The sequence below is a fragment of the Undibacterium sp. Ji50W genome (assembly GCF_049340445.1).
Taxonomy (GTDB): Bacteria; Pseudomonadota; Gammaproteobacteria; order Burkholderiales; family Burkholderiaceae_D; genus Undibacterium.
In genome coordinates this window covers 613,700-633,374 of record NZ_JBMPOX010000001.1, presented here as the reverse complement: position 1 = coordinate 633,374, position 19,675 = coordinate 613,700, and the positions used below count along the sequence as shown (strand labels likewise).

At 51.6% G+C, this 19,675-nt stretch carries 15 protein-coding genes; 6 read left to right on the top strand and 9 right to left on the bottom strand.

The features are described 5' to 3' along the window. Positions 1 to 38: 38 nt before the first annotated feature. A complete protein-coding gene (locus ACO0K9_RS02900; protein ID WP_422981568.1) occupies positions 39 to 737 on the bottom strand; it encodes a DUF6250 domain-containing protein in 699 nt (232 codons plus the stop codon). Between the two features lie 56 nt (positions 738 to 793). Further along, the gene (locus tag ACO0K9_RS02895) at positions 794 to 1,723 is read right to left on the bottom strand and encodes a rhamnogalacturonan acetylesterase (RefSeq protein WP_422981566.1); all 930 of its coding nucleotides are present in this window, start codon (positions 1,721 to 1,723) and stop codon (positions 794 to 796) included. 305 nt (positions 1,724 to 2,028) lie between these two features. On the opposite strand from ACO0K9_RS02895, the gene ACO0K9_RS02890 reads away from it, so the two are divergent. Further along, on the top strand, positions 2,029 to 3,435 hold the full coding sequence (locus tag ACO0K9_RS02890) for a hypothetical protein (protein WP_422981564.1): 1,407 nt from the start codon (positions 2,029 to 2,031) through the stop codon (positions 3,433 to 3,435). A 46-nt stretch (positions 3,436 to 3,481) separates the two neighbouring features. On the opposite strand, the gene ACO0K9_RS02885 is transcribed toward ACO0K9_RS02890, so the two are convergent. Then, complete coding sequence (locus tag ACO0K9_RS02885) at positions 3,482 to 4,147, bottom strand: 3-keto-disaccharide hydrolase (protein ID WP_422981562.1); 666 nt, start codon at positions 4,145 to 4,147, stop codon at positions 3,482 to 3,484. 98 nt (positions 4,148 to 4,245) lie between these two features. Between ACO0K9_RS02885 and ACO0K9_RS02880 the strand changes: the two genes are divergently transcribed. Further along, positions 4,246 to 5,181, top strand: a complete 936-nt coding sequence (locus tag ACO0K9_RS02880; RefSeq protein WP_422981560.1) for an alpha/beta hydrolase — start codon at positions 4,246 to 4,248, stop codon at positions 5,179 to 5,181. A gap of 73 nt (positions 5,182 to 5,254) precedes the next feature. Here ACO0K9_RS02880 and rhaM read toward each other — a convergent pair whose 3' ends face one another. From rhaM to ACO0K9_RS02850, 6 genes are all read right to left on the bottom strand, one after another. Then, positions 5,255 to 5,569: an L-rhamnose mutarotase gene (gene rhaM, locus ACO0K9_RS02875; RefSeq protein ID WP_422981558.1), complete on the bottom strand. Its 315-nt coding sequence runs from the start codon at positions 5,567 to 5,569 to the stop codon at positions 5,255 to 5,257. 17 nt (positions 5,570 to 5,586) lie between these two features. Then, positions 5,587 to 6,798 carry a glycoside hydrolase family 88/105 protein gene (locus tag ACO0K9_RS02870; protein ID WP_422981556.1) on the bottom strand — a complete coding sequence of 404 codons (1,212 nt, stop codon included), beginning with the start codon at positions 6,796 to 6,798 and terminating at the stop codon, positions 5,587 to 5,589. 37 nt (positions 6,799 to 6,835) lie between these two features. Then, positions 6,836 to 8,290 (bottom strand): glycoside hydrolase family 28 protein, encoded by a 1,455-nt coding sequence (locus tag ACO0K9_RS02865; protein ID WP_422981554.1) that lies wholly within the window; start codon positions 8,288 to 8,290, stop codon positions 6,836 to 6,838. Further along, positions 8,287 to 11,046, bottom strand: coding sequence for a glycosyl hydrolase (locus tag ACO0K9_RS02860; protein WP_422981552.1), 2,760 nt, complete (start codon positions 11,044 to 11,046; stop codon positions 8,287 to 8,289). The genes ACO0K9_RS02865 and ACO0K9_RS02860 overlap by 4 nt, the downstream gene beginning before the upstream one ends. A gap of 176 nt (positions 11,047 to 11,222) precedes the next feature. Beyond that, positions 11,223 to 12,518, bottom strand: a complete 1,296-nt coding sequence (gene rhaI, locus ACO0K9_RS02855; RefSeq protein WP_422981550.1) for an L-rhamnose catabolism isomerase — start codon at positions 12,516 to 12,518, stop codon at positions 11,223 to 11,225. Positions 12,519 to 12,589: 71 nt separating this feature from the next. Then, positions 12,590 to 14,698: a bifunctional rhamnulose-1-phosphate aldolase/short-chain dehydrogenase gene (locus ACO0K9_RS02850; protein WP_422981548.1), complete on the bottom strand. Its 2,109-nt coding sequence runs from the start codon at positions 14,696 to 14,698 to the stop codon at positions 12,590 to 12,592. Positions 14,699 to 15,086: 388 nt separating this feature from the next. Here ACO0K9_RS02850 and ACO0K9_RS02845 point away from each other — a divergent pair, with 388 nt between their 5' ends. From ACO0K9_RS02845 to ACO0K9_RS02830, 4 genes are all read left to right on the top strand, one after another. Next, complete coding sequence (locus ACO0K9_RS02845) at positions 15,087 to 15,953, top strand: DeoR/GlpR family DNA-binding transcription regulator (RefSeq protein ID WP_422981546.1); 867 nt, start codon at positions 15,087 to 15,089, stop codon at positions 15,951 to 15,953. After that, positions 15,950 to 16,954, top strand: coding sequence for a rhamnose ABC transporter substrate-binding protein (gene rhaS / locus ACO0K9_RS02840; RefSeq protein WP_422981544.1), 1,005 nt, complete (start codon positions 15,950 to 15,952; stop codon positions 16,952 to 16,954). Before ACO0K9_RS02845 ends, rhaS begins: the two co-directional genes overlap by 4 nt. A gap of 143 nt (positions 16,955 to 17,097) precedes the next feature. Next, positions 17,098 to 18,669, top strand: coding sequence for a sugar ABC transporter ATP-binding protein (locus tag ACO0K9_RS02835; protein ID WP_422981542.1), 1,572 nt, complete (start codon positions 17,098 to 17,100; stop codon positions 18,667 to 18,669). Continuing rightward, complete coding sequence (locus tag ACO0K9_RS02830; protein WP_422981540.1) at positions 18,666 to 19,673, top strand: ABC transporter permease; 1,008 nt, start codon at positions 18,666 to 18,668, stop codon at positions 19,671 to 19,673. The genes ACO0K9_RS02835 and ACO0K9_RS02830 overlap by 4 nt, the downstream gene beginning before the upstream one ends. Positions 19,674 to 19,675: the final 2 nt, after the last annotated feature.

Sequence of the window (19,675 nt, the reverse complement as noted above, 5' to 3'; positions counted from 1 at the left end):
GCTCTTTATTTTGCTCATTAAATAGGTCTTGCGGGTATTCATTCCAACTGGTAAATCTTGAAATCACGTATTTGTTGCCGGGATTGCGTGGTCCGAAATCCAAAGTAGCCATCCCGCAGGGCATCTTTATCTTGATACGAAAAGAAAACCTTCCCATCCACCAGCAGGCGCGTGCAACCCTGGTACACCGCAGTTTCTATGACGTAATCACGGTTTGCCTGCAATAAGGCATCGCTGCCATTCAACTCCGCCAGCAGAGTGCGTTCGCCATTGCCCTGATATTTGCGAAACCTGGTAGTGGTATTGGTGTTGCCGCCTATGCCGACGTAATACAGGCGTAAAGCGTCGTATTGTTCAAATACGCCTTTGCGGGTAAAGATGTGCGGATTACGTGGGTCGGTCGCCATCCAGAATTGATTCAGGTCAGACAGGCGGTCATTACGACCCTGTTCCATCACCACCCTGCGCGTATACCTGACCAGTATGTCACCAGATAATTTTTGCTTGAACCACACCGTCGCCCCTGCAGCGGCATCGATCAAAAGCTGGTGATTGGCAACGCTGATATTGGAATGCTGCGTATCAGCAGACTCTACCTGCCACTGCCGCAGATCCGTATCAAAATCATCCTGGTAAATCAATTTACCGGGCTTACCCCACTGGCTGCAAGAAGATTCTGTGGATTGTGCAGCAGCAGGCAAAGCCAGAAGCATGACGACGGCAGTTGAAATAGCCATGCAAAACGGTCGCAAGGCATTTCGCAAATATGATATGCAGATCATTTCCTGAACTACTATTTTGGTGATACATCAGTCGATTTGATGTCGGCTGATTTATCATTTAAATAGTTTTTCAATTGCGCATATTGCAAAGTCTTGATACCCGCCACGACCACGCGTGCATTGAATTCTGCGCCAGCCAGGTTGGTGTGCGTATGTTCGTCCGGCGTCACCACCGGGAACAGCTTCATCACTTCATCCTTGCCCATGCTATCGTAGGCGGTGGCGATGTTTTCATTCAGGTCGATGAAATCCACTTTTTCCTGACGTGCCACCTGTTCAGCCCAGCCGCCATAGCTGGCTTTGCTGCGATTGACTTTACCGCTGGTGTCCCAGCTCTTGCGTGGTATCGGGGAGCATACAATAGCCTGTACGCCTTTGGCCCTGGCCTCGGCAATAAATTTGCGTAAATACCAGCCATAGCTGTGTACCGTTTCTGGCAGTTTGGTCAGCAGGTTATCGATTTCTTCCGCCTCGTCGCCTATGCCTTTGATGGTCCCGCGTGCGCGGCTGGTGTCGTTCAATGGGCCATTGTCGTTGTGACCGAATTGCATAATCACAAAATCACCAGCCTTCATCAATGCCAGACTTCTTTGCCAGTGCCCGCCTGTCAGATAAGTGCGGCTGCTAAGTCCACCAATGGCACGATTGACGACATTGATTTTATCCGTCTGAAAATAGGCCTTGATGGGATTGCCCCATCCCCACTGCCCTTCTGCCCCCTTGTTTTGACCATCATCCCGACCATTACGCACGGTCGAATCACCAATAAAGAACACCGAAGGCAATTGCGGGTTCGCCGGTTCGGGCAAGATAATACGCGCTGCTGCATTGGGGTCGGTATTCACCGCAGGTGGAGGTGTGGTTTGCGCCAGGGCAGAACAGGTCCAGCCCAGCACACTTACACAGATCAGGCGGCGCACCGCAGACATACTGGTATTCATAAATGGATGATAAGAATAATGGTTAAGTATCGTCAGGTAGAGGAAGGCTGAAGATCATCATACACGGGAGTGCATGCGGGAATATCAACGGCTTCTTCACATGATTTCATTTTATTCGAGAGCTTGCAATTGACTGTAAGACATATTTAAAGAATCAAAAAAATGATCACTATTGATTGTGCAGTGCAAATTCTGGGAAAACTGCCTGAAAACCAAGCACAATAGGCGTCACTGATCTCATTTCATTCAAACATGGAATGATCATCCGGGATCTAACCGATTACTCCCACACCTATCAAAATTCCATGAACCGCTTATCTGCTCGTCTATTACCTGCAAGTATCTTGTCCTCCCGTATCCTGACTCTCTTCCTGTGCCTGTTCTGTCTGGTGTCCACATCTGCCTTTGCACAAATAGGTCATCGCTTTCCCAGTGAGCGCAAAGTGGTCAAAGACCCGGTCACAGGGGTGATGCTGACCTTCTTGACCAGCCAGCCGCATGGCGATTCAAAAATCTACCCCACCCATCCACAATGGACTTCAGACGGACAATGGGTGATCTTTCGCTCTGGCATCGCAAAAGGTGAAGCGATGGCAGTCAATGAGCAAACCGGGGATATCGTGCAGGTATCTGAAGGCGGCTATACCGGCATGCTGAATGTGTCGACACGGGCCATGAAGCTATATTTCATGCGGAATACAGATAAATCTCCGCGCGAAGGGAAAGTTGGCCGGCCACGTCAGGCTTCGCCGGTTGAACTGGTGGAAGTCGATCTTGCTGCGGTCTTTGCCGATAGCAAAGCCGGCAAGATGAAACCGCCAGAAAGCTACCAACGCATATGCGGCGTGGTACCAGCCGAAGTCGGGCAAGCCGCCGACCTTGCACTGGATGCCGCAGACGAGTGGATATACTTCCGCGAAACCTCACAGGAAGCGGCAAAATACCTGGCTAAAGCGACCCGCATAGAGAAAAGCTTCGGCCCCAGGAACATGGGTGCCGGCCCCGGTGGCATTGCAAAAATGCATGTCAAGACCGGTGAAATACGCCACGTTGTTTCGGTACCCTTCCAGATCGGTCATATCCAGGCGAATCTGTGGAATCCGGGAGAAATTATTTTTTGCTGGGAAACCGGCGGCAAATCACCTCAGCGTACCTGGGTCGTGATGGCAGACGGCAGCGGCTTGCGTCCGCTTTATCCGGAAGCCGACTATGAATGGGTAACTCACGAAGCGGTCATTTCGAAAGATGAAGTTGCGATGGCGATTATGGGTCATCGCACTATCGGTGGAACAAATGGTGGAGCAAATAATGGCACCAACAAGGGTACTGCCGTTGAAGGTGCCAACCCGGGGCAAGATCCGGGCTGGGGCAATGCCGGCACCCGTGAAAAACCCAGCGGCCTTGCCATAGTGAATTTGCGTACACGTGAAATGCGCATTGCAGGGCAAACGCCATCAGGCAGTGGCTTATGGCATGTGCATGGATCAAGCGATGGACGCTGGGCTGTTGGTGATGATTTCAGCCGCAGCATCTATCTGATAGACCGGCTGAGCGGCAAGATGAGCATGCTCAGCACCGGGCACAAGGACACGGCAGCGGATCACCCTCACCCCACATTCAGCCCGGATGGCAAAAAGATAGAAATCCAGTCAGCCATGCTGTCTGCAGATAACCGGACACTGAATATCTGTATTATTCCTGTACCGAATTGACAGGTGTATTCAGATCATGCGATCAACAAGGGGGCGCTTGCGGGCATCAATCCAGTTTTTGAATGCGCACATTGCGCAGTTCATACGCGGTGCCTTCAAGCTGAAAGCCGACATGGCCAGAATCCGGGTTGGATTTGCTGATCCTGTTTTGCACTATGCCGTTGATCTTGACTTCAACAGACCCGTCCCTGGCAAGAATGTCGCAGCTATTCCATTCGCCAACGGGTTTTTCACTGTCGGCCAGTTTTGCCTTGATGGGGGGATAGGCGCCCTCGGCTGTGGTCAGGGGTTCGGCAAAGCTGGCACCAGCCATGGGCAACAGGTCGCCAACATTTTTGTATTTGGTCTGAATTTGCAGGCTCAGTGGCCACACCTTATCCTTGGGACCAGAGCTGATGTGGATCAGCACACCACTATTACCGGCGGCACCAGTCCAGCGCCATTCTGCATGCAGCGCAAAATTTTTATAGCTTTCCGTCGTAGCGATATAACCCGAAGGTTTGCCGGCAGAAGCAATCACACCATCAGCTGCGATACTGAACACCTCTTCCATCTTGCTTGCGGGTGAAGTTTGAATTTCCCAGCCCTTGAAATCATGGCCATTGAACAGTTCATCGGCATTCGCCACAGGACTGGCCATGACAGCCAGGACGGATGCAACAGGCAATACTGACAATTGAAAAGGCTTTAAAAAACGCGAAAGTTGACGCATGATGTTCTTTCTCAAATGGAATCGATATTTTTTGTATTAATGCAAAATAGCTTTACCCAGGATAACCGGATTTTTTATAACATACTTCATTTACTGCCATGACACGACTTTTTTTCATTTTGTTACTGGCCTTGTCGGCCTCTGCCTCTTTCTCTTCTACTTCTCACGCACAATCGAGTTCCATCAGCTTGTGGCCAGAAGGTGTACCCGGCGCAAAAAACATAGGACCAGAGCAAGTTGCTGATGGCCGTACATCCAATGTCAGTGAACCCACTCTGACTTTTTATCCTGCTGCCGCCGACAGGAAAAATGGCAGCGCCGTGATCATTTGCCCAGGCGGCGGCTATGTGCGCCTGTCTACCCTGCGCGAAGGAGAGCAATACGCACACTGGCTAAGCACCCTGGGTGTCAGCAGTTTTGTGCTGAAATCCCGCCTGGCAGAATTTGGCCACCCTGCCCCCCTGCAGGATGTCTTGCGTGCCATTCGCCTGGTACGTTCCAGTGCAACGCAATATGGTATAGACCCCAACCGTATCGGAGTGATGGGTAGTTCGGCGGGTGGTCATCTGGCGGCCAGTGCCGGCACTCTGTTTGATCACCCGTTAGGACGCACCGGTACCGCGCTTGACAGTGTCAATGCGCGCCCTGACTTTATGATACTGATGTATCCCGTGATTACCATGCAAGACCCGTCGGTACATGCAGGGTCGCGTAAAGCCCTGCTGGGTGCGTCGCCCAGCGCGGAATCCCTGCAATTGATGTCACTGGAAAAACAGGTCAGCAGCACGACACCCCCTACCCTGTTGATCCATACCCAGAATGACAAAACCGTCCCGGTCGAAAACAGTATCCTGTTTTATCAAGCCTTGACCAAAGCTGGCGTACCGGCGGAAATGCTGTTGTTTGAACGTGGTACGCATGGCATGGGTATGCGACTGGGTAACGGCAATGCATCCGATTGGCCACATCGTGCAGAAGAATGGCTGAGAGACAGAAAAATATTGCAATCCGACAGCCCGTCACAAGGAAAATAAGCAGGAAAATAAGCGGTCGGAAAAATACTGAAATCGCCAGCGCATATCTTGGTATGGGCTGGCGATTTTTTATTTATTCGAAATAAAACACCGGTTTCAAGGCCCATTGTTTGGGACGATTATCGGCCTCGACTTCCATCAGGTCCGCCATATAATCCCACCAGCGTTGCATGACAGGATGTTTAGGCAAGTTATCAATCTGGTGATCAGGGTGCAGTTTGAGCACACCAAACAGATGCAAAGTCTCTTCATCCAGAAAAATGGAATAATCATAAATACCGGCAGCGCGCAAAGCATCTGCCAGGTCTGGCCACAAATCATCGTGACGGCGATGATATTCCTCCACATTGCCTGGCTTTAGCTTCATCCGGAAAGCACGGGTAATCATGACTGGCTCTCCTGCTGTCATTTAGCTGGTTTGACTGCGACCATCTTCTTCAATTCGGCAGCGGCCAGCATGAAGCCACCGACGCCATAATCAAAGCTGGATGCCGGTCTGTAGAAAGCAGGTTCGGCACCAGTCTGTTGTATGCCACCCAAGCGGCCATCTGCATACACATGCTTCAGGATACCCTTCCATGCCTTGGCGATCACCGGCTGGTATTCTTTGGGATCAAGAATGCCGTGATTGATGCCGTAGGCCATGCCATATACAAACAGGGAAGAACCGGAAATTTCTGGCAAGGGGTAAGTGGCCGGATCCAGCAAGCCAGCATGCCAAAGACCATTTTCATCCTGCAACTGGGCAACGCGGGCTGACATTTCACGCAACTGCTGTATGTAGAACGGGCGTTGCGGATCGTCTTTGGGGATATAGTCCAGTGTCCTGGCCAGGCCACCCATTACCCAACCTTCGCCACGAGACCAGAAAATTTTCTTGCCATTCGGTTCGGTCTTGTTGACATAGCTAGCATCGCGTGCATACAGGTGTTCTTGTTTGTCGTACAGCAGCTCGTAGGTGTTTTTCCATTGGGTGTGTACGTAATCCAGGTATTTGCGCTCACCTGTTGCCACATACATTTTTGCCCATACTGGCGGTGCCATGAACAGTGCATCACACCACCACCATGGCAGGCGATCATCACCTGGCTTGAGGGTCTTCAGATCAATCAGGGTATCCAGATCTGCTCTGGTCGGGGTGATGAATTCAGGCTGTTTATTGAGGAAATACAAGTCCAGATAAGTCTGCGCCACGCTCTGGTCATCTGCATTTGGCAGACGTTTGGCCAATTGCCATTGATGTTGCTGACTCATGGCCAGCATGGCGTCTTTGTATTTACTGTCATTTGTTGCTTCCGACGCTGCCATGAAGCCGGTGTACATGACGCTGGATGTCCAGATACGGCCAAAGTAGGCTTGCGAACGGGCCAACTGCCAGTCTGCCACCTTGCGTAAAACTTTTTCTATAGCCGCTGCTTCGAGCTCTGCTGACAGGTCAGTTGCCAGCGGACCAGCATCAGATGGCGCGTCACCAAAATGACGTGAAGTATCCTTGTCGATAATGACTTGCATGGCTGGCGTTGGAAGCGGGTAGTTCTGCGCCCAGGTACAGGCTGGCAACATGCTGCCAACAAAACCCAGGCTGGCGAGCATCAGGTATTTTTTTGCGATTTTCAACGTGTTCTCCTTCATTTTATTGTTGCTTGCTTCATGCTTACTTTGCAGCGTCAGATGTCTTAGCTGTTACGGTCAAGCCCGATATTTCAGAATCTGCCGATATCTGTACCGGTTTGCCATCTGCAAAAACCAGTGTGGAATCTGACAACTTCCAGCGTTTTACGTAACGAATAAAACCGCCAGTACTTGCCTCAATATCGAGCTTGCTGAGATTGAAATCTTCCAGTGGAGCTTGCGCGTACCCTTCAATTTCAAAGGCAGTTTTTGCACCGCGTGCCCTGATGCCGGAGATATTAACGCGACGCAGCCGGGATATTCCATCTTTTTCTGGTACAGGCGTCACCAACACTTTCCAGTAGGCCGGGACATCCTTCACATCATCGGGGATTTTTGCGTAGCTGTATTGCGGGTTCCAGTTCATGATCACACGTAATACGACAGGTACATCAGTCATGACGAAATCATGAATATTCAGATATTCACCAAAGCCGCCACGTGTGTGTGCCGATTTGAAGAGTATGCCCACCGGCACATCTTTCATAATCGTGAAGCGATATGCTTCAATACGACGAAAACCGCCTGAAGTCTCACTGCCAAAACTCAATCCGGCAACTGCTTCACGGACAGTGATGTCACGGATAACCACGTCTTCTGTCGGGCGATTGACACGCAGACCGTCAGAATCACGTCCCGCCTTCAAGACTATCGCATCATCATTGACGGCAATATCGGCTTGCTGGATCAGAATGTTTTTGGATGAATCGATGTCTATACCGTCAGTGGACGGTCCATGCCCGCCTTCGTTATTGCGGATGGTGAGGCGATCAACGACCACCTTGTCCGAATAACAGATGTGCAGGGTCCAAAAACCTGAGCGACGCAACAGCAAACCGTCACCCACGCGCACATCAGATGCCTTGTAGATTTGCAGCAAGCGCGGGCGACCGGCATCGTAATCCGATGCCCATCTCAGGCCACGGGGCTCATAGGTTTTGCGCAGGCTCCAGTAACTTTCCCAGAATATCTTGCCGTCACCGTCAATCACACCGTCGCCTGTGATGGCAACCTTGTTTTGTTCGTACACATTAATCAGTGCTGCCGGCCAGCTCATCTCTATACCGGCAACCCGGGTAGGCATGACAGGGTAATCTTGTATATTTTGTGAGCCCAGCAAGGTGACACCTTTATCCAGGCGCAGTGTGACGCCAGTTTTGAGGAACAAGGCCCCGGTCAGGTAGGTACCCGTCGGGAAAGTCAAGGTACTACCCTCTTTGGCAGCGGCATCGATTGCTGTTTGTATAGCGAGGGTATTGAGCGTCTTGCCGTCACCTTTGGCACCATAGGTACCGGCACTGATCTCTTTTGCCGCTACGGTGAACGATGTCAGTATCAGTACGGACATCAACGCCGCAGCAACTGCCAGATGCAAGAGCATGGGCAAGACAAATACCATTTCCGTGTGGCGCAACCAGCGCCGGGCTAACAATTTCATTGCAACTTCGCGCCTATCAGCTTGAGTGGTCCAAGAATACCGGCGGGTTGAGCCTGTATCAGATGTGTATCCTGCGGGATGAATCGTTGCCCATAGCGCGCAGATAGCAGACGATAATCGGGCAGAGCATGGCCAGCCAGAGCATTTAATCCCAGATTGGCGACCTGTATCTCCAGGTGATTATTGCCGGCACGCAGCAACTTGCTGATATCCAGCTGGTAAGGCGGTTTCCATACCGAACCGGCACGCTGGCCATTGACGAAGACGATCGCAGCTTCCCGTACCGGGCTGTCCAGCATGGCACGCATGCCGCTCGGTACTTTAGGTGTCACCTCCAACGGCGTACCCGGACCAAAATCCAGGGTCAGCTTGCTATCCTTTAGTTGTGCTACGTTCAATTCCAGGTCTTTGGTATAACTTGCTATACCGGAAAAATAACGTGTTGCTTCATCCTCTGTCCATGAACGCAGACTGGACATATTCACCGTCTGTGTTTTTTCACTGAACTGCACTTTCCAGTCATGGCTTAAATCCAAGATGGTGGCGGCATCTGCCAGCCTGGGTTCTGACTGGGCATTCTGTGGCGTATCGGTCAGTACCAAGACCCGTGACTCATACGGTGCCAGACGTAACACCGGCTTGATATCGGCATTGCTGATCTTGCCGTCATAGGGATTCCACCAGTAAGCTGTTTTGTACTTGCTGCGGAAAGCCGCATTCGCAGTCACATCGCGATTGCTGGTGTTGGCAATGAAATAGACATCCGAATCAGTCAATTGCCGGCGTATGAAGCCTATATTTTCTCTTTCAGCGCTGAGTTCCATATCGGCCGGAACGGCGGCCTTCACGGCGGCGCCCACTGCACTATCACTGTTAACCAGACTGACCTTGTCCTGATTGGCAAACAGGGTATCGGATGCAAGCTGTACTTCTGCACTGATACGTGCCGCATCCAGGTAGCCTGGTGCCAGCGATGGCTTGCCACCGACAGCGATGATTTTGCCACCGGCACGTACATAGTCATTCAATTTGGCGATGACTGCCGGCGACAGTCGTGTCACATGCGGCAATATCAGCACCGGATAATTGACACCCAGTTCCATAACGGATTCAGCATCCACATAGTCGATGTTATGCCCGGCGTCGAGTATCTGTGCGCTTAATTCCGGCGTCACATATTTGCCCATTTCTGCCGATACGGACACCTTGCCCAAAGACAGGGTCGCGTACACGTCATCCGTAGGCAAGAACACAGCAACCTGGTTTGCCGGCTTACCCTGGCGCATCAGGTAACTCATTCTTTGCAGATAACCAGTGACGTCCGGCATGACATTCCACCATGGCAGATGGGCATTGAATACCGCCGCCGCATAGAAGGCATAGCCAGGTTCCAGCGTGCCTGGTGGGGTATACGGCCAGCCATGGCCGACGAACTGATTGACGCCTTGCAACAGCATGCGATCGGCTTCTGCCTTCATATCCAGCGGCGTCGCGCTAAAGGCAGGCGAATGCAGCCAGGTCCAGGTTTCAGCAGAAATGACAGGGCGGCCATACAGGTGACCGGCGGAGGTCGCCCAGCGCGTGAAAGAAAACTGGCGGAACTGATAGCCCTCGCCTTCCGGCAAATCAACCAGACGATTACTGGACATGGTCACAGCCGGTTCACCATAGGTTTGGGAGCGGAAACGCGTACCATGGGCTTTTGCCCATTGATTCACTGGCACCAGATAGTGTTCGTTTGCCAGTTCGGTTTGTGTCAATGCCCAGTCACGCCGTATGGCGGCGGCGTCAGCGCCGATGCCGTATTCGATTTTTGGCAGATGTGGCTTCAGGTCATAGCCACGACGACGCTGGAATTCGGCCAGGAAATCGTCTGTCCAGTCGGTGCCATAGGCTTCCAGGCTGTCAGAAAAGACGGCGTAAGGCGGATTTTTTCCAAAGGCTTTTAACAGCGGTTCAGCCACAGCTTTCAGATGATTATCAATCGCATTGCGGCTCAGGTGATCAAGCACAAAACCTTCAGCGCCCAAAGCGGCACGCTTGACCTGCTGGCCGGTACGGCTGGCGATATAACAGACGACCACGCGGTCAGCAGATGCTGCCTTGAGGCTTGCACGGCCACTTTTACCTGGCAGTACCTGCGGTTCAAATAACTGCAATTTACTGCTGTCGAGTTGTTTGGGAGTACCATCGGCAACGAAGCTGGCGAGTAATTTTTCACCATTCATGATGACTGGCAAGGCAAAGCTTTCGTTCCCGGCTGGCAGTTCGATCACGGCGACACGCAAGCGGCTGGCGGCATCGCCCACCGCCACATGCGCCCCACCGTAGGGCCAACCGCTGCCCAGCGTAATATCTACTCTGAGTTTGTTGGCACGCGCCTTGTCATTGGCAAAGCTGACATGCTCAAGAAATTGTTTCGATAAATACGGATAATTGTGTGTGCCTTTGGCCGCATCATCCAGTTCCATGGGGTAGACAGCCTGAATTTCAACGCCGCCGAAACCACCTGCTTTCATGTCCAGTATTTCACGTTCCAGTTGCTTCTTTTCCACCGATGGTCCAAACCACCACCAGCGCACCATCGGACGCGCATCATCGGGCGGTGTGGCAAAGGCTTTGACGACATCCTTTACCGACGGCAGATTCGCTGGGATTGCCTTGCTTTGCGCCAATGCTGGCGTGGTACACAGTATGGCAAGAGAAAACAGGACGCTGGTGCGCAATTCAAGAACAGTAAATGCGGGCTTGGTCATAGAAAATGATAGTCCAGACAAACAGAGTGCGGGTGTCTATCCTGAATGGAGATCAGCTTATTGCTAAGGATATTCCATATGGAGACATAGCGATGAAAAATCCCTCTGAAGCAAAGCACCATTACGCAAAAAATGCGCAACAGTACAGGACAAAACAGGCTTCAGAGGGAACTGAATCAGACGATACCGCTACCGCTGGCACCAGCCTTGGCTGGACGGAGTGTAGCTTGTTTTTCACGGTAGCCAGTTGCGCGATAGCAGGCAACCGGATCAATAGCTGCGCCAGAACGGGCGCGTGCCATGGCCAGGATAGGGCTGACATCAGTACGGAAAGCCTGTTTCAGTGTTTGTGCAGCCAGCAGCACATCATTATTTTCCTGATACGCGCTCAATGCCTTGCGGTCGACCAGTGCAGACTGGACAAAAGAACGCTGTACTTCGATGGCACTGGACATCAGGCTTTCTATAGGATCGGTCACATTGTGTGACTGATCCAGCATGTAAGATGGTTTGAATGCATCACCATCACGCTGAGCAACATCGGCCAGTTCATTAAAAATCAGGAACAGCTGGAACGGATTGATACTGCCGGAATCCAGATCATCATCGCCGTATTTGCTGTCATTGAAATGGAAGCCACCCAGTTTGCCAAATTGCGCAAGACGGGCAACGATCATTTCTATATTGGTATTTGGCGCATGGTGGCCAAGATCCACCAGGCATTTTGCCTTGGCACCCAATTCGGTTGCGCAGGCATAACTGGTACCCCAATCTGCAATTGTGGTGGCATAGAATGCCGGTTCAAACAGTTTGTGTTCGATATACATCAACCAGTCTGCAGGCAAGGCCTTGTAGATGTCGCGCATGCTGTCGAGATAGCGTTCCAGCGCGCCACGCAAATTATGCTGACCCGGGAAATTTGCGCCATCGCCGACCCATACGGTCAAGCCCTTGGAACCCAGTGCACGGCCCAGTTCTATACATTCGATATTGTGTGCTACCGCCTGCTCGCGCACGGCTTTGGCATTGGCTGTCAGGCTGCCAAATTTATAGGTTTGCGCCTGATTGGCCTGGTCCTGGAAGGTGTTCGAATTGACGGTATCGAATCCCAGGCCATGTTTGCTGGCAAATTCACGCATGGCCGCTGGATCGCTGCTTTTATCCCAAGGGAAATGCAGGGATACGGTAGGTGTAGCCTGCGTCAGTTGATGGATGACGGCACAGTCTTCCAGTTTTTCCATGACATCGCGTGGTTCGCCCTTGCCCGGGAAGCGTGCAAAACGTGTACCACCAGTGCCGACACCCCAGCTTGGCAAGGCTACGGCAAAAGTCTGGGCTTTGGCTGTCAGTTGCTCAATATCCTGGCCGCGCCTTGCCAGCATGCTACCCAGGGCAGCATAGTCTGCATCCAGATTCTGTTGCAGTTTGGCGTTGTGTTCTGCCACTTGACCGTGGTCAATTACTTTATCCATCTTATGTCTCCGTAGTTGCTGACCTGATCCGTATTGGGTATCAGATCCAGGTCAGTCAATCTTTTAATATTTTAGCGCGTGAATGCAGCAGCATTGCCTGCATCTACGTTAATGATGTTACCTGTGCTCTTGGCAGACTTGTCGCTTGCCAGGAAATACACTGCTTCTGCGATATCTTCCGGCAATACGCTGAGTTTCAGCATGCTGCGCTGACGATAGAATTCTTCGATATCATCTGCATCGATTTTATTCGAAACAGCACGCTCTTCTTTCCATTTGCCGTCCCAGATACGGGAACCACGGATCACTGCGTCCGGATTGACCACATTGACGCGTATGCCATGGGCAGCACCTTCGAGGGCGATGCAACGTGCCAGATGGATTTCTGCCGCTTTTGCCGTGCAATATGCGGAGGCACCAGCAGAGGCGACCAAGCCGTTCTTACTGGCCACAAACACCATGCTGCCGCCGATTTGTTGCTGCTTCATGATGCGGAATGCGCTGCGGCTGACCAGGAAGTAACCTTTGACCAGAATATCCTGATTGCGCTCCCAGATTTCCAGTGTCGTTTCATCCAGCGGTGCAGACGAAGCGATACCGGCGTTCGAGATCAGCAAATCGATACCGCCAAATCGCAAGGACGTTTCGCTCAAGATCGCATCAACATCGCTTTCGCGGGTGATATTGGCGCTGATGGTCGCCACATTGTCTTTGCCTGCCACTTTGGCCAAGACCTGATGTGCCTGGCTCAATGCCTCGCCATCGATGTCTGTCAGCATGACACAAGCGCCTTCTTGCAACAATTGACGTGCCACAGCCTGACCGATACCACCGGCAGCACCAGTCACCAATGCGATGCGGCCAGCCAGGCTTTTCGGCTTGGGCATACGCTGCAGTTTGGCTTCTTCCAACAACCAGTATTCGATATCAAAGGCTTCTTGCTCTGGCAAGCCGACATAGCTGTCAACGCCATTCGCACCGCGCATCACATTGATGGCATTCACATAAAACTCACCGGCGATCCTGGCAGTTGCCTTATCTTTAGCGAAAGACAACATACCTATGCCAGGGATCAGGTAAATAATCGGGTTGGCATCGCGCACTGCCGGGCTATTATCATGTTTGCAACGCTCATAGTAAGCAACATAGTCTGCGCGATATTGACGCAAGCCCTCATCCAAACCGCTCAAAAGTTGATCAAAATTGGGATTAGAAGGATCAAAATCAATCACAAACGGGCGAATTTTTGTGCGCAGGAAGTGATCAGGGCAAGACGTACCCAGGGCAGCCAGTGCCTGCAAGTCTTTGCTGCAGACAAAATCCAGCACTGTGGTGCTGTCATCAAAGTGGCCCAGTTTGAATTCTGTTTTACTGATCTTGCCGCGCAGTACGGGCATCAGACGGGCTGCCAGGCTGGCGCGCTCTGCTGCTGGCAAGGCGCTATATTTGGCACCGCCAAATGCCGGCTTACGGCTATTTTCTTCCAACCAGGATTCAGCGCGCTGAATGATCGCCAGCGTGGTCTCGTAGCAAGACTTGGCTGTATCACCCCAGGTAAACAAACCATGGCCTTCGAGGATGATGCCTTTCAAATTCGGCTGGGTTTGGGAAACTGCTTCCAGCTTCAGGCCCAGGTCATAGCCAGGACGCTGCCAAGGCAACCAGCCCAGTTCACCTTCGAATATTTTTTGCGTCAAATCCTTGCTATTGGCGCAGGCGGCAATGGCAATGACTGAATCAGGATGCATGTGATCAACATGCTTGCGATTGATATACGCATGCAGTGGCGTATCGATACTGGCAGCGCGTGGGTTCAGGTTAAAGGTGCAATGTGGCAAATATGCCACCATTTCATCTTCCAGCGCCAGGCCCCGATAACGACCTTTCAGGGAATGCAATTTATCCATGTACAGTGTCGAAAAGCCATCCATCTTGATGCTTCCCAGATCACCGCCAGAACCTTTTACCCACAATACTTCTACCTGCTCGCCAGTCAGGTAATCCGGCATCATCACCTTGGCCGAGGTATTGCCACCGCCAAAGTTCGTAATGCGCATATCAGAGCCGAGCAAATTCGAGCGATACAGCAATAATTCTGGCTCAGACAAGCCAGCTGCGTATGCGTCGTCCCAAAGTGAAGTGATTGGTTTTTTCTGCTCGGTTTGAATCGTTGAGGTCATACACTCTCCGTTATTGATTAATATTTTTATGACAAATTCCTTAGCCTTACCTCTTGGTCTCCTGAGAGGTCACCGAAACTATTGAGCAGTTTGTGATTGGACTGCATTTTTGTCCGGTATGGCGGTGGCAGTCAGTAGAAAACAGCCAGCATTGAGTGTCAATACAGAAGCAATCAAGACGCTGATTGAAATTAGAATAGTCAGCATGATGATTGATTTTCGCGACAGCAGATGATCAACCGGGGAAATAATCACTAGATTGATCAAATTTTGATTGACGTCCGATTTTTAAGTGATTAGTCTCGATATACGCCAGCAAATTAATACAAAGCAACGACTGGTGGTATGCCTCGCTAAAGACAAAAGATGGCTACAGATGGAGACAAAAATGGTAAATCACAAACGTCGTAAGCGTTTGCTAAAGCTGCTCGCCGAGCACAATTCAGCAAGCGTCCAGCAGTTGGTTGAGTGGCTTAGCGCATCCCCGGCAACCGTCCGGCGCGACATAAGTTGGCTTGCTGCACGCAATCTGTTAACCCGCACACGTGGCGGCGCAGAAAACCTGCAGCAGAAAAAGCGTTCTATTGCGCTCACCAGCGAAACCTTCCAAAACAATATCAAATGCTACGCTGATCGTAAACGGGCTATTGCGCGTTACGCCAGCAATATGTGCAATGATGGCGAAACAATCATCATCAACGGTGGCACCACCACCTTCATGATGGCTGAATTCCTGGTCGACAAACAGCTGAAAATCCTGACGAATTCGTTCATGATGGCTGAGCGCCTGCTGGTATCGAGCGAAAACGAAATCATCGTTCCTGGTGGTCGCGTCTACCGTGAACAAAATGTAATCCTCAGCCCTTTCGATAACGACATCACCCAGCATCACTATGCCGGCAAGATGTTCATGAGCGTATATGGGCTATCCCTGCTGGGTTTGATGGAAGTCGACCCGCTTCTGATACAGGCAGAAAAACGCCTGATCAGCCAGGCCGAAGAATTGATCGTACTGGCAGACAGTTCAAAATTCGCCAAGAAAGCTGGTTTGATATTGTGCGGGCTCAATCGTGTCTCCTGCCTGATCACCGATAACAATGCATCTGATTCTGCTGTGCAGTTGCTTGAGCAATCTGGCGTCAAAGTCATCACCGTTGCGCCAGAGGCGTTGCCGGTAAAGTACCCGGCTACAAAATTTAATCAGGCTTATGACATGGAGTCAGCAAGCATGTTCCAACCGGAGACAGTGGAATGAAAAGAAGAAAGGTATTACTTGCAGCGCTGGCACTGAGCATGCTGGGCGCACTGCAGGGTTGCGAACAAAAATCGGATAAGGTCAAAATTGCTATCGTCGTTAAAAACCTGGGAAACGGTTTTTTTGATGCGGCACATGAAGGTGCCAAGGAAGCGGCCAAACAAATCGGTAACGTTGAAATCATTTATACCGGGCCAACCACCCCTAGTGCCGAAGGGCAGATTGAAATCATCAATTCCCTGATCAGCCAGAAAGTCAATGCGATTGCCATTTCTGCCAATGATGCCAATGCGCTGGTCCCGATCACCAAAAAGGCCATGCAGCGTGGCATCAAGGTCATCTCTTTCGATAGCGGCATTGCGCCAGAAGGCCGGTTGATGCAGTTGAACCCGTCGAATGCAGATTTGATCGGCATCAAGCAATTGCAGATGGCGTCGGATGCCATCGGTGGCAAGGGTGAAATCGCCATTTTGTCGGCATCTGCCCAGGCAACCAACCAGAACATCTGGATCAATGTCATGAAAAAGGATTTGGAGAAACCCGAATTTGCAGGCCTGAAACTGGTGGCAACCGTCTACGGCGACGACCAGTCCGACAAGAGTTATCGTGAGGCAATAGGCCTGCTGCGCAGCAATCCCAACCTGAAAGTGATCATTTCCCCTTCCACTGTCGGCATCAATGCCGCCAGCAAGGCGGTGGTGGATGAGCATCTGGTCGGCAAGGTATTCGTTACCGGCCTGGGCTTGCCTTCAGAAATGGCTGGCCATGTAAAAAGCGGGGCCGTCAAGGAATTTGCCATCTGGAATCCTATCGATCTTGGCTATGCAGCGACTTACATTGCCAATGAATTTGTCAAAGGCAATCCGAACGCCAAGGCTGGTGGCAGTTTTGCCATCGGCCGCATGGGGACGATTGCGATTGACGCCAATGGGGAAGCAGCCATGGCCCCTCCTTTCACCTACAACAAGGATAATGTGGAGCAGTTCTCCAAGATATTTTAAGCAAAGAAGCCCACACATGTTGACCTGAGCGCCTGTCGCCGGGTCATCTGCAAACAGAAAATCAGCTGTCTGTCACAGATTCATTTCTTGCGGTCAGACCGACGGCTGAGTTTTCCTATCCATCATCTCCTTGCCTTATGTTAATGACGAACGAGCACAATCCGTTTCCTATCGCGCCCGACGGTTCGCTGGCCCCACCCATCCTGACGCTGAAGGGTATTTGCAAACGCTTCCAGGGCATCATTGCATTACATGAAGTGGCGCTGAACGTCCGTGCTGGCGAAGTCATGGCATTGATAGGTGAAAACGGGGCAGGCAAATCCACCCTGGTCAAAACCCTGACCGGCATTTACCAGCCTGATAGTGGCAGCATGCACATTGCAGGCAAAGAAGTGCGGTTTGCCACGCCACAACAGGCCATGCTGGCGGGTGTCACTGCAGTGCATCAGGAAACTGTCATGTTTGATGAGCTGACAGTTGCTGAAAATATTTTTATAGGCCGGCAACCCATGCACGGCTTTCCGGCTCGCGTGAACTGGTCATTGATGGAAGCGCAGGCAGAACGCCTGTTTACCCGGCTTGAAGTTTCATTGCCGGTGCGCGCCAAGGTCAAAGACCTGAGTGTGGCACAACGCCACTTTGTAGAAATTGCCCGCGCCCTGTCACAAGATGCGCGCGTGGTCATCATGGATGAACCAACGGCATCCCTGTCGCAGCGGGAAATCCAGGAACTGTATCGCATTATCAGGCAATTGCGCGCCGCCGGCACTGCCGTTATTTTCATCTCGCATAAGTTTGATGAAATTTATGCCGTGGCAGATCGCTACACGGTCTTGCGTGATGGTCATTTTGTGGCCGAAGGTGCACTGGCCGATATTTCCGAACCAGATCTGGTATCGCTCATGGTGGGACGTTCCATCCATCAAACCTTCCCCAAACAGGAAGTGGCAATAGGTGACACCCTGCTGGAGGTGAAAGATTTTTGTCATCCTACCGAATTCGACAATATCAATTTCTCGCTGCGTCAGGGGGAAATACTGGGTTTCTATGGATTGGTTGGTGCCGGTCGCTCGGAAGTCATGCAAGCCCTGTTCGGGCTCAGCAGCAATGTGCGCGGCAGTGTCAGCCTGGCAGGCAAAATCCTGGATATCAAATCAGCCAAAGATGCCATAGCCCACGGCATAGCCTATGTACCAGAAGACCGGCAACACCAGGGCGGCCATCTGACCATGTCGGTACAACAGAACATCACCCTGCCCATATTGGACAGGATCGGGTTCTTGCTGGGAGCACGTCGCAATGAAGAAGCTGCAATTTCCAGGCATTACAGTGAACAACTGGAACTGAAAGCCAGTCACCTGACGCAAATGATCGCCGAGCTGTCGGGCGGCAACCAGCAAAAAGTGGTGCTTGGCAAGTGGCTGGCGACCAAACCCAAGGTCATCATTCTGGATGAACCAACCAAAGGTATTGATATCGGTTCCAAAGCTGCCGTGCATCGCTTCATCAGCGAACTGGTATCGACCGGTCTGTCAGTCATCCTGGTGTCATCCGAATTACCTGAGGTATTGGGCATGTCAGACCGCGTCGTTGTCATGCATCAGGGACATATCAAAAAAGTATTTGACAGAGCCCATGCCACGCCAGAGAGCGTCGTCGCAGCAGCATCTGGTAGCGACTCATCAGTAATGGAAATGGCAGAGGAAATAGCATGAACCGTTTGAAGTACCTGCAGCAAAGGGAAGTATTGCTGGGATTGATGATCGTCTTGTTGATCGGCCTGGTGGGTTTGCGTGCGCCTATCTTTCTTGGCATGTCCAGCCTGTCTAACTTGCTGACCGATAGTACTTTGCTGGTCATGCTGGCGGTGACACAGATGTTTGTCATCATCACACGTGGTATTGATTTGTCGGTTGCCTCCAATCTGGCTCTGTCAGGCATGATGTCGGCCTTGCTGGCGTCTAAATTCCCTGGTCTGCCGCTGTTGCTGATTGTACTGGTGGCGATGGCCATAGGCCTGGGTCTGGGCCTGATCAATGGTTACCTGATCGGTTATCTGGGCTTGCCGCCCATCGTTGTGACGCTGGGCACCATGAGTGTCTACCGCGGCCTGGTCTTCGTCTTATCTGGTGGTGCATGGGTATCGTCACACCAGATGCCCGCTGACTTCATTGCCTTCCCGCTTAGTCAGTTACTGGGGATTACGCATCTGGTCTGGATTGCAGCCATCGTCGTTGTACTGATGTGGTATCTCGCCCGTTATACGCATTTTGGCAGGGATTTGTATGCCATCGGCAACCAGCCTACGGCTGCCAATTATATCGGCATCCCTACCCCGCGCCGCCTGTTCTGGACCTATGGATTGTCGGGCCTGATGGCCGGCTTGTGCGGTTACTTGTGGGTGGCACGCTATGCGGTGGCCTATACGGAAATTGCCTATGGCTTCGAATTTACCGTCATTGCAGCCTGCGTCATTGGCGGCATTAATATAGCCGGTGGTGCGGGTACGGTATCTGGTGCAGTGCTGGGTTCCCTGTTTTTGGCGGTTATCAACAATGCGCTGCCGGTCGTTAAAATTTCCCCATTCTGGCAAAGTGCATTGACAGGTGTGGTCATTCTGACTGCCGTCATGATCAATGCGCGTAGTAACAAAAAAGGCAGCCGGCAGATTTTGCCTTTGCAACTGCTGCAAAAGAACGCAATCAGGAGTAGTACGTGAAC

What these genes read in the sequence shown, in the direction of transcription:
- ACO0K9_RS02900 (WP_422981568.1), bottom strand. Translation starts at nt 737, where the DNA reads ATGGCTATTTCAACTGCCGTCGTCATGCTTCTGGCTTTGCCTGCTGCT.
- ACO0K9_RS02895 (WP_422981566.1), bottom strand. Translation starts at nt 1,723, where the DNA reads ATGAATACCAGTATGTCTGCGGTGCGCCGCCTGATCTGTGTAAGTGTG.
- ACO0K9_RS02890 (WP_422981564.1), top strand. Translation starts at nt 2,029, where the DNA reads ATGAACCGCTTATCTGCTCGTCTATTACCTGCAAGTATCTTGTCCTCC.
- ACO0K9_RS02885 (WP_422981562.1), bottom strand. Translation starts at nt 4,147, where the DNA reads ATGCGTCAACTTTCGCGTTTTTTAAAGCCTTTTCAATTGTCAGTATTG.
- ACO0K9_RS02880 (WP_422981560.1), top strand. Translation starts at nt 4,246, where the DNA reads ATGACACGACTTTTTTTCATTTTGTTACTGGCCTTGTCGGCCTCTGCC.
- rhaM (WP_422981558.1), bottom strand. Translation starts at nt 5,569, where the DNA reads ATGATTACCCGTGCTTTCCGGATGAAGCTAAAGCCAGGCAATGTGGAG.
- ACO0K9_RS02865 (WP_422981554.1), bottom strand. Translation starts at nt 8,290, where the DNA reads ATGAAATTGTTAGCCCGGCGCTGGTTGCGCCACACGGAAATGGTATTT.
- ACO0K9_RS02860 (WP_422981552.1), bottom strand. Translation starts at nt 11,046, where the DNA reads ATGACCAAGCCCGCATTTACTGTTCTTGAATTGCGCACCAGCGTCCTG.
- rhaI (WP_422981550.1), bottom strand. Translation starts at nt 12,518, where the DNA reads ATGGATAAAGTAATTGACCACGGTCAAGTGGCAGAACACAACGCCAAA.
- ACO0K9_RS02850 (WP_422981548.1), bottom strand. Translation starts at nt 14,698, where the DNA reads ATGACCTCAACGATTCAAACCGAGCAGAAAAAACCAATCACTTCACTT.
- ACO0K9_RS02845 (WP_422981546.1), top strand. Translation starts at nt 15,087, where the DNA reads ATGGTAAATCACAAACGTCGTAAGCGTTTGCTAAAGCTGCTCGCCGAG.
- rhaS (WP_422981544.1), top strand. Translation starts at nt 15,950, where the DNA reads ATGAAAAGAAGAAAGGTATTACTTGCAGCGCTGGCACTGAGCATGCTG.
- ACO0K9_RS02835 (WP_422981542.1), top strand. Translation starts at nt 17,098, where the DNA reads ATGACGAACGAGCACAATCCGTTTCCTATCGCGCCCGACGGTTCGCTG.
- ACO0K9_RS02830 (WP_422981540.1), top strand. Translation starts at nt 18,666, where the DNA reads ATGAACCGTTTGAAGTACCTGCAGCAAAGGGAAGTATTGCTGGGATTG.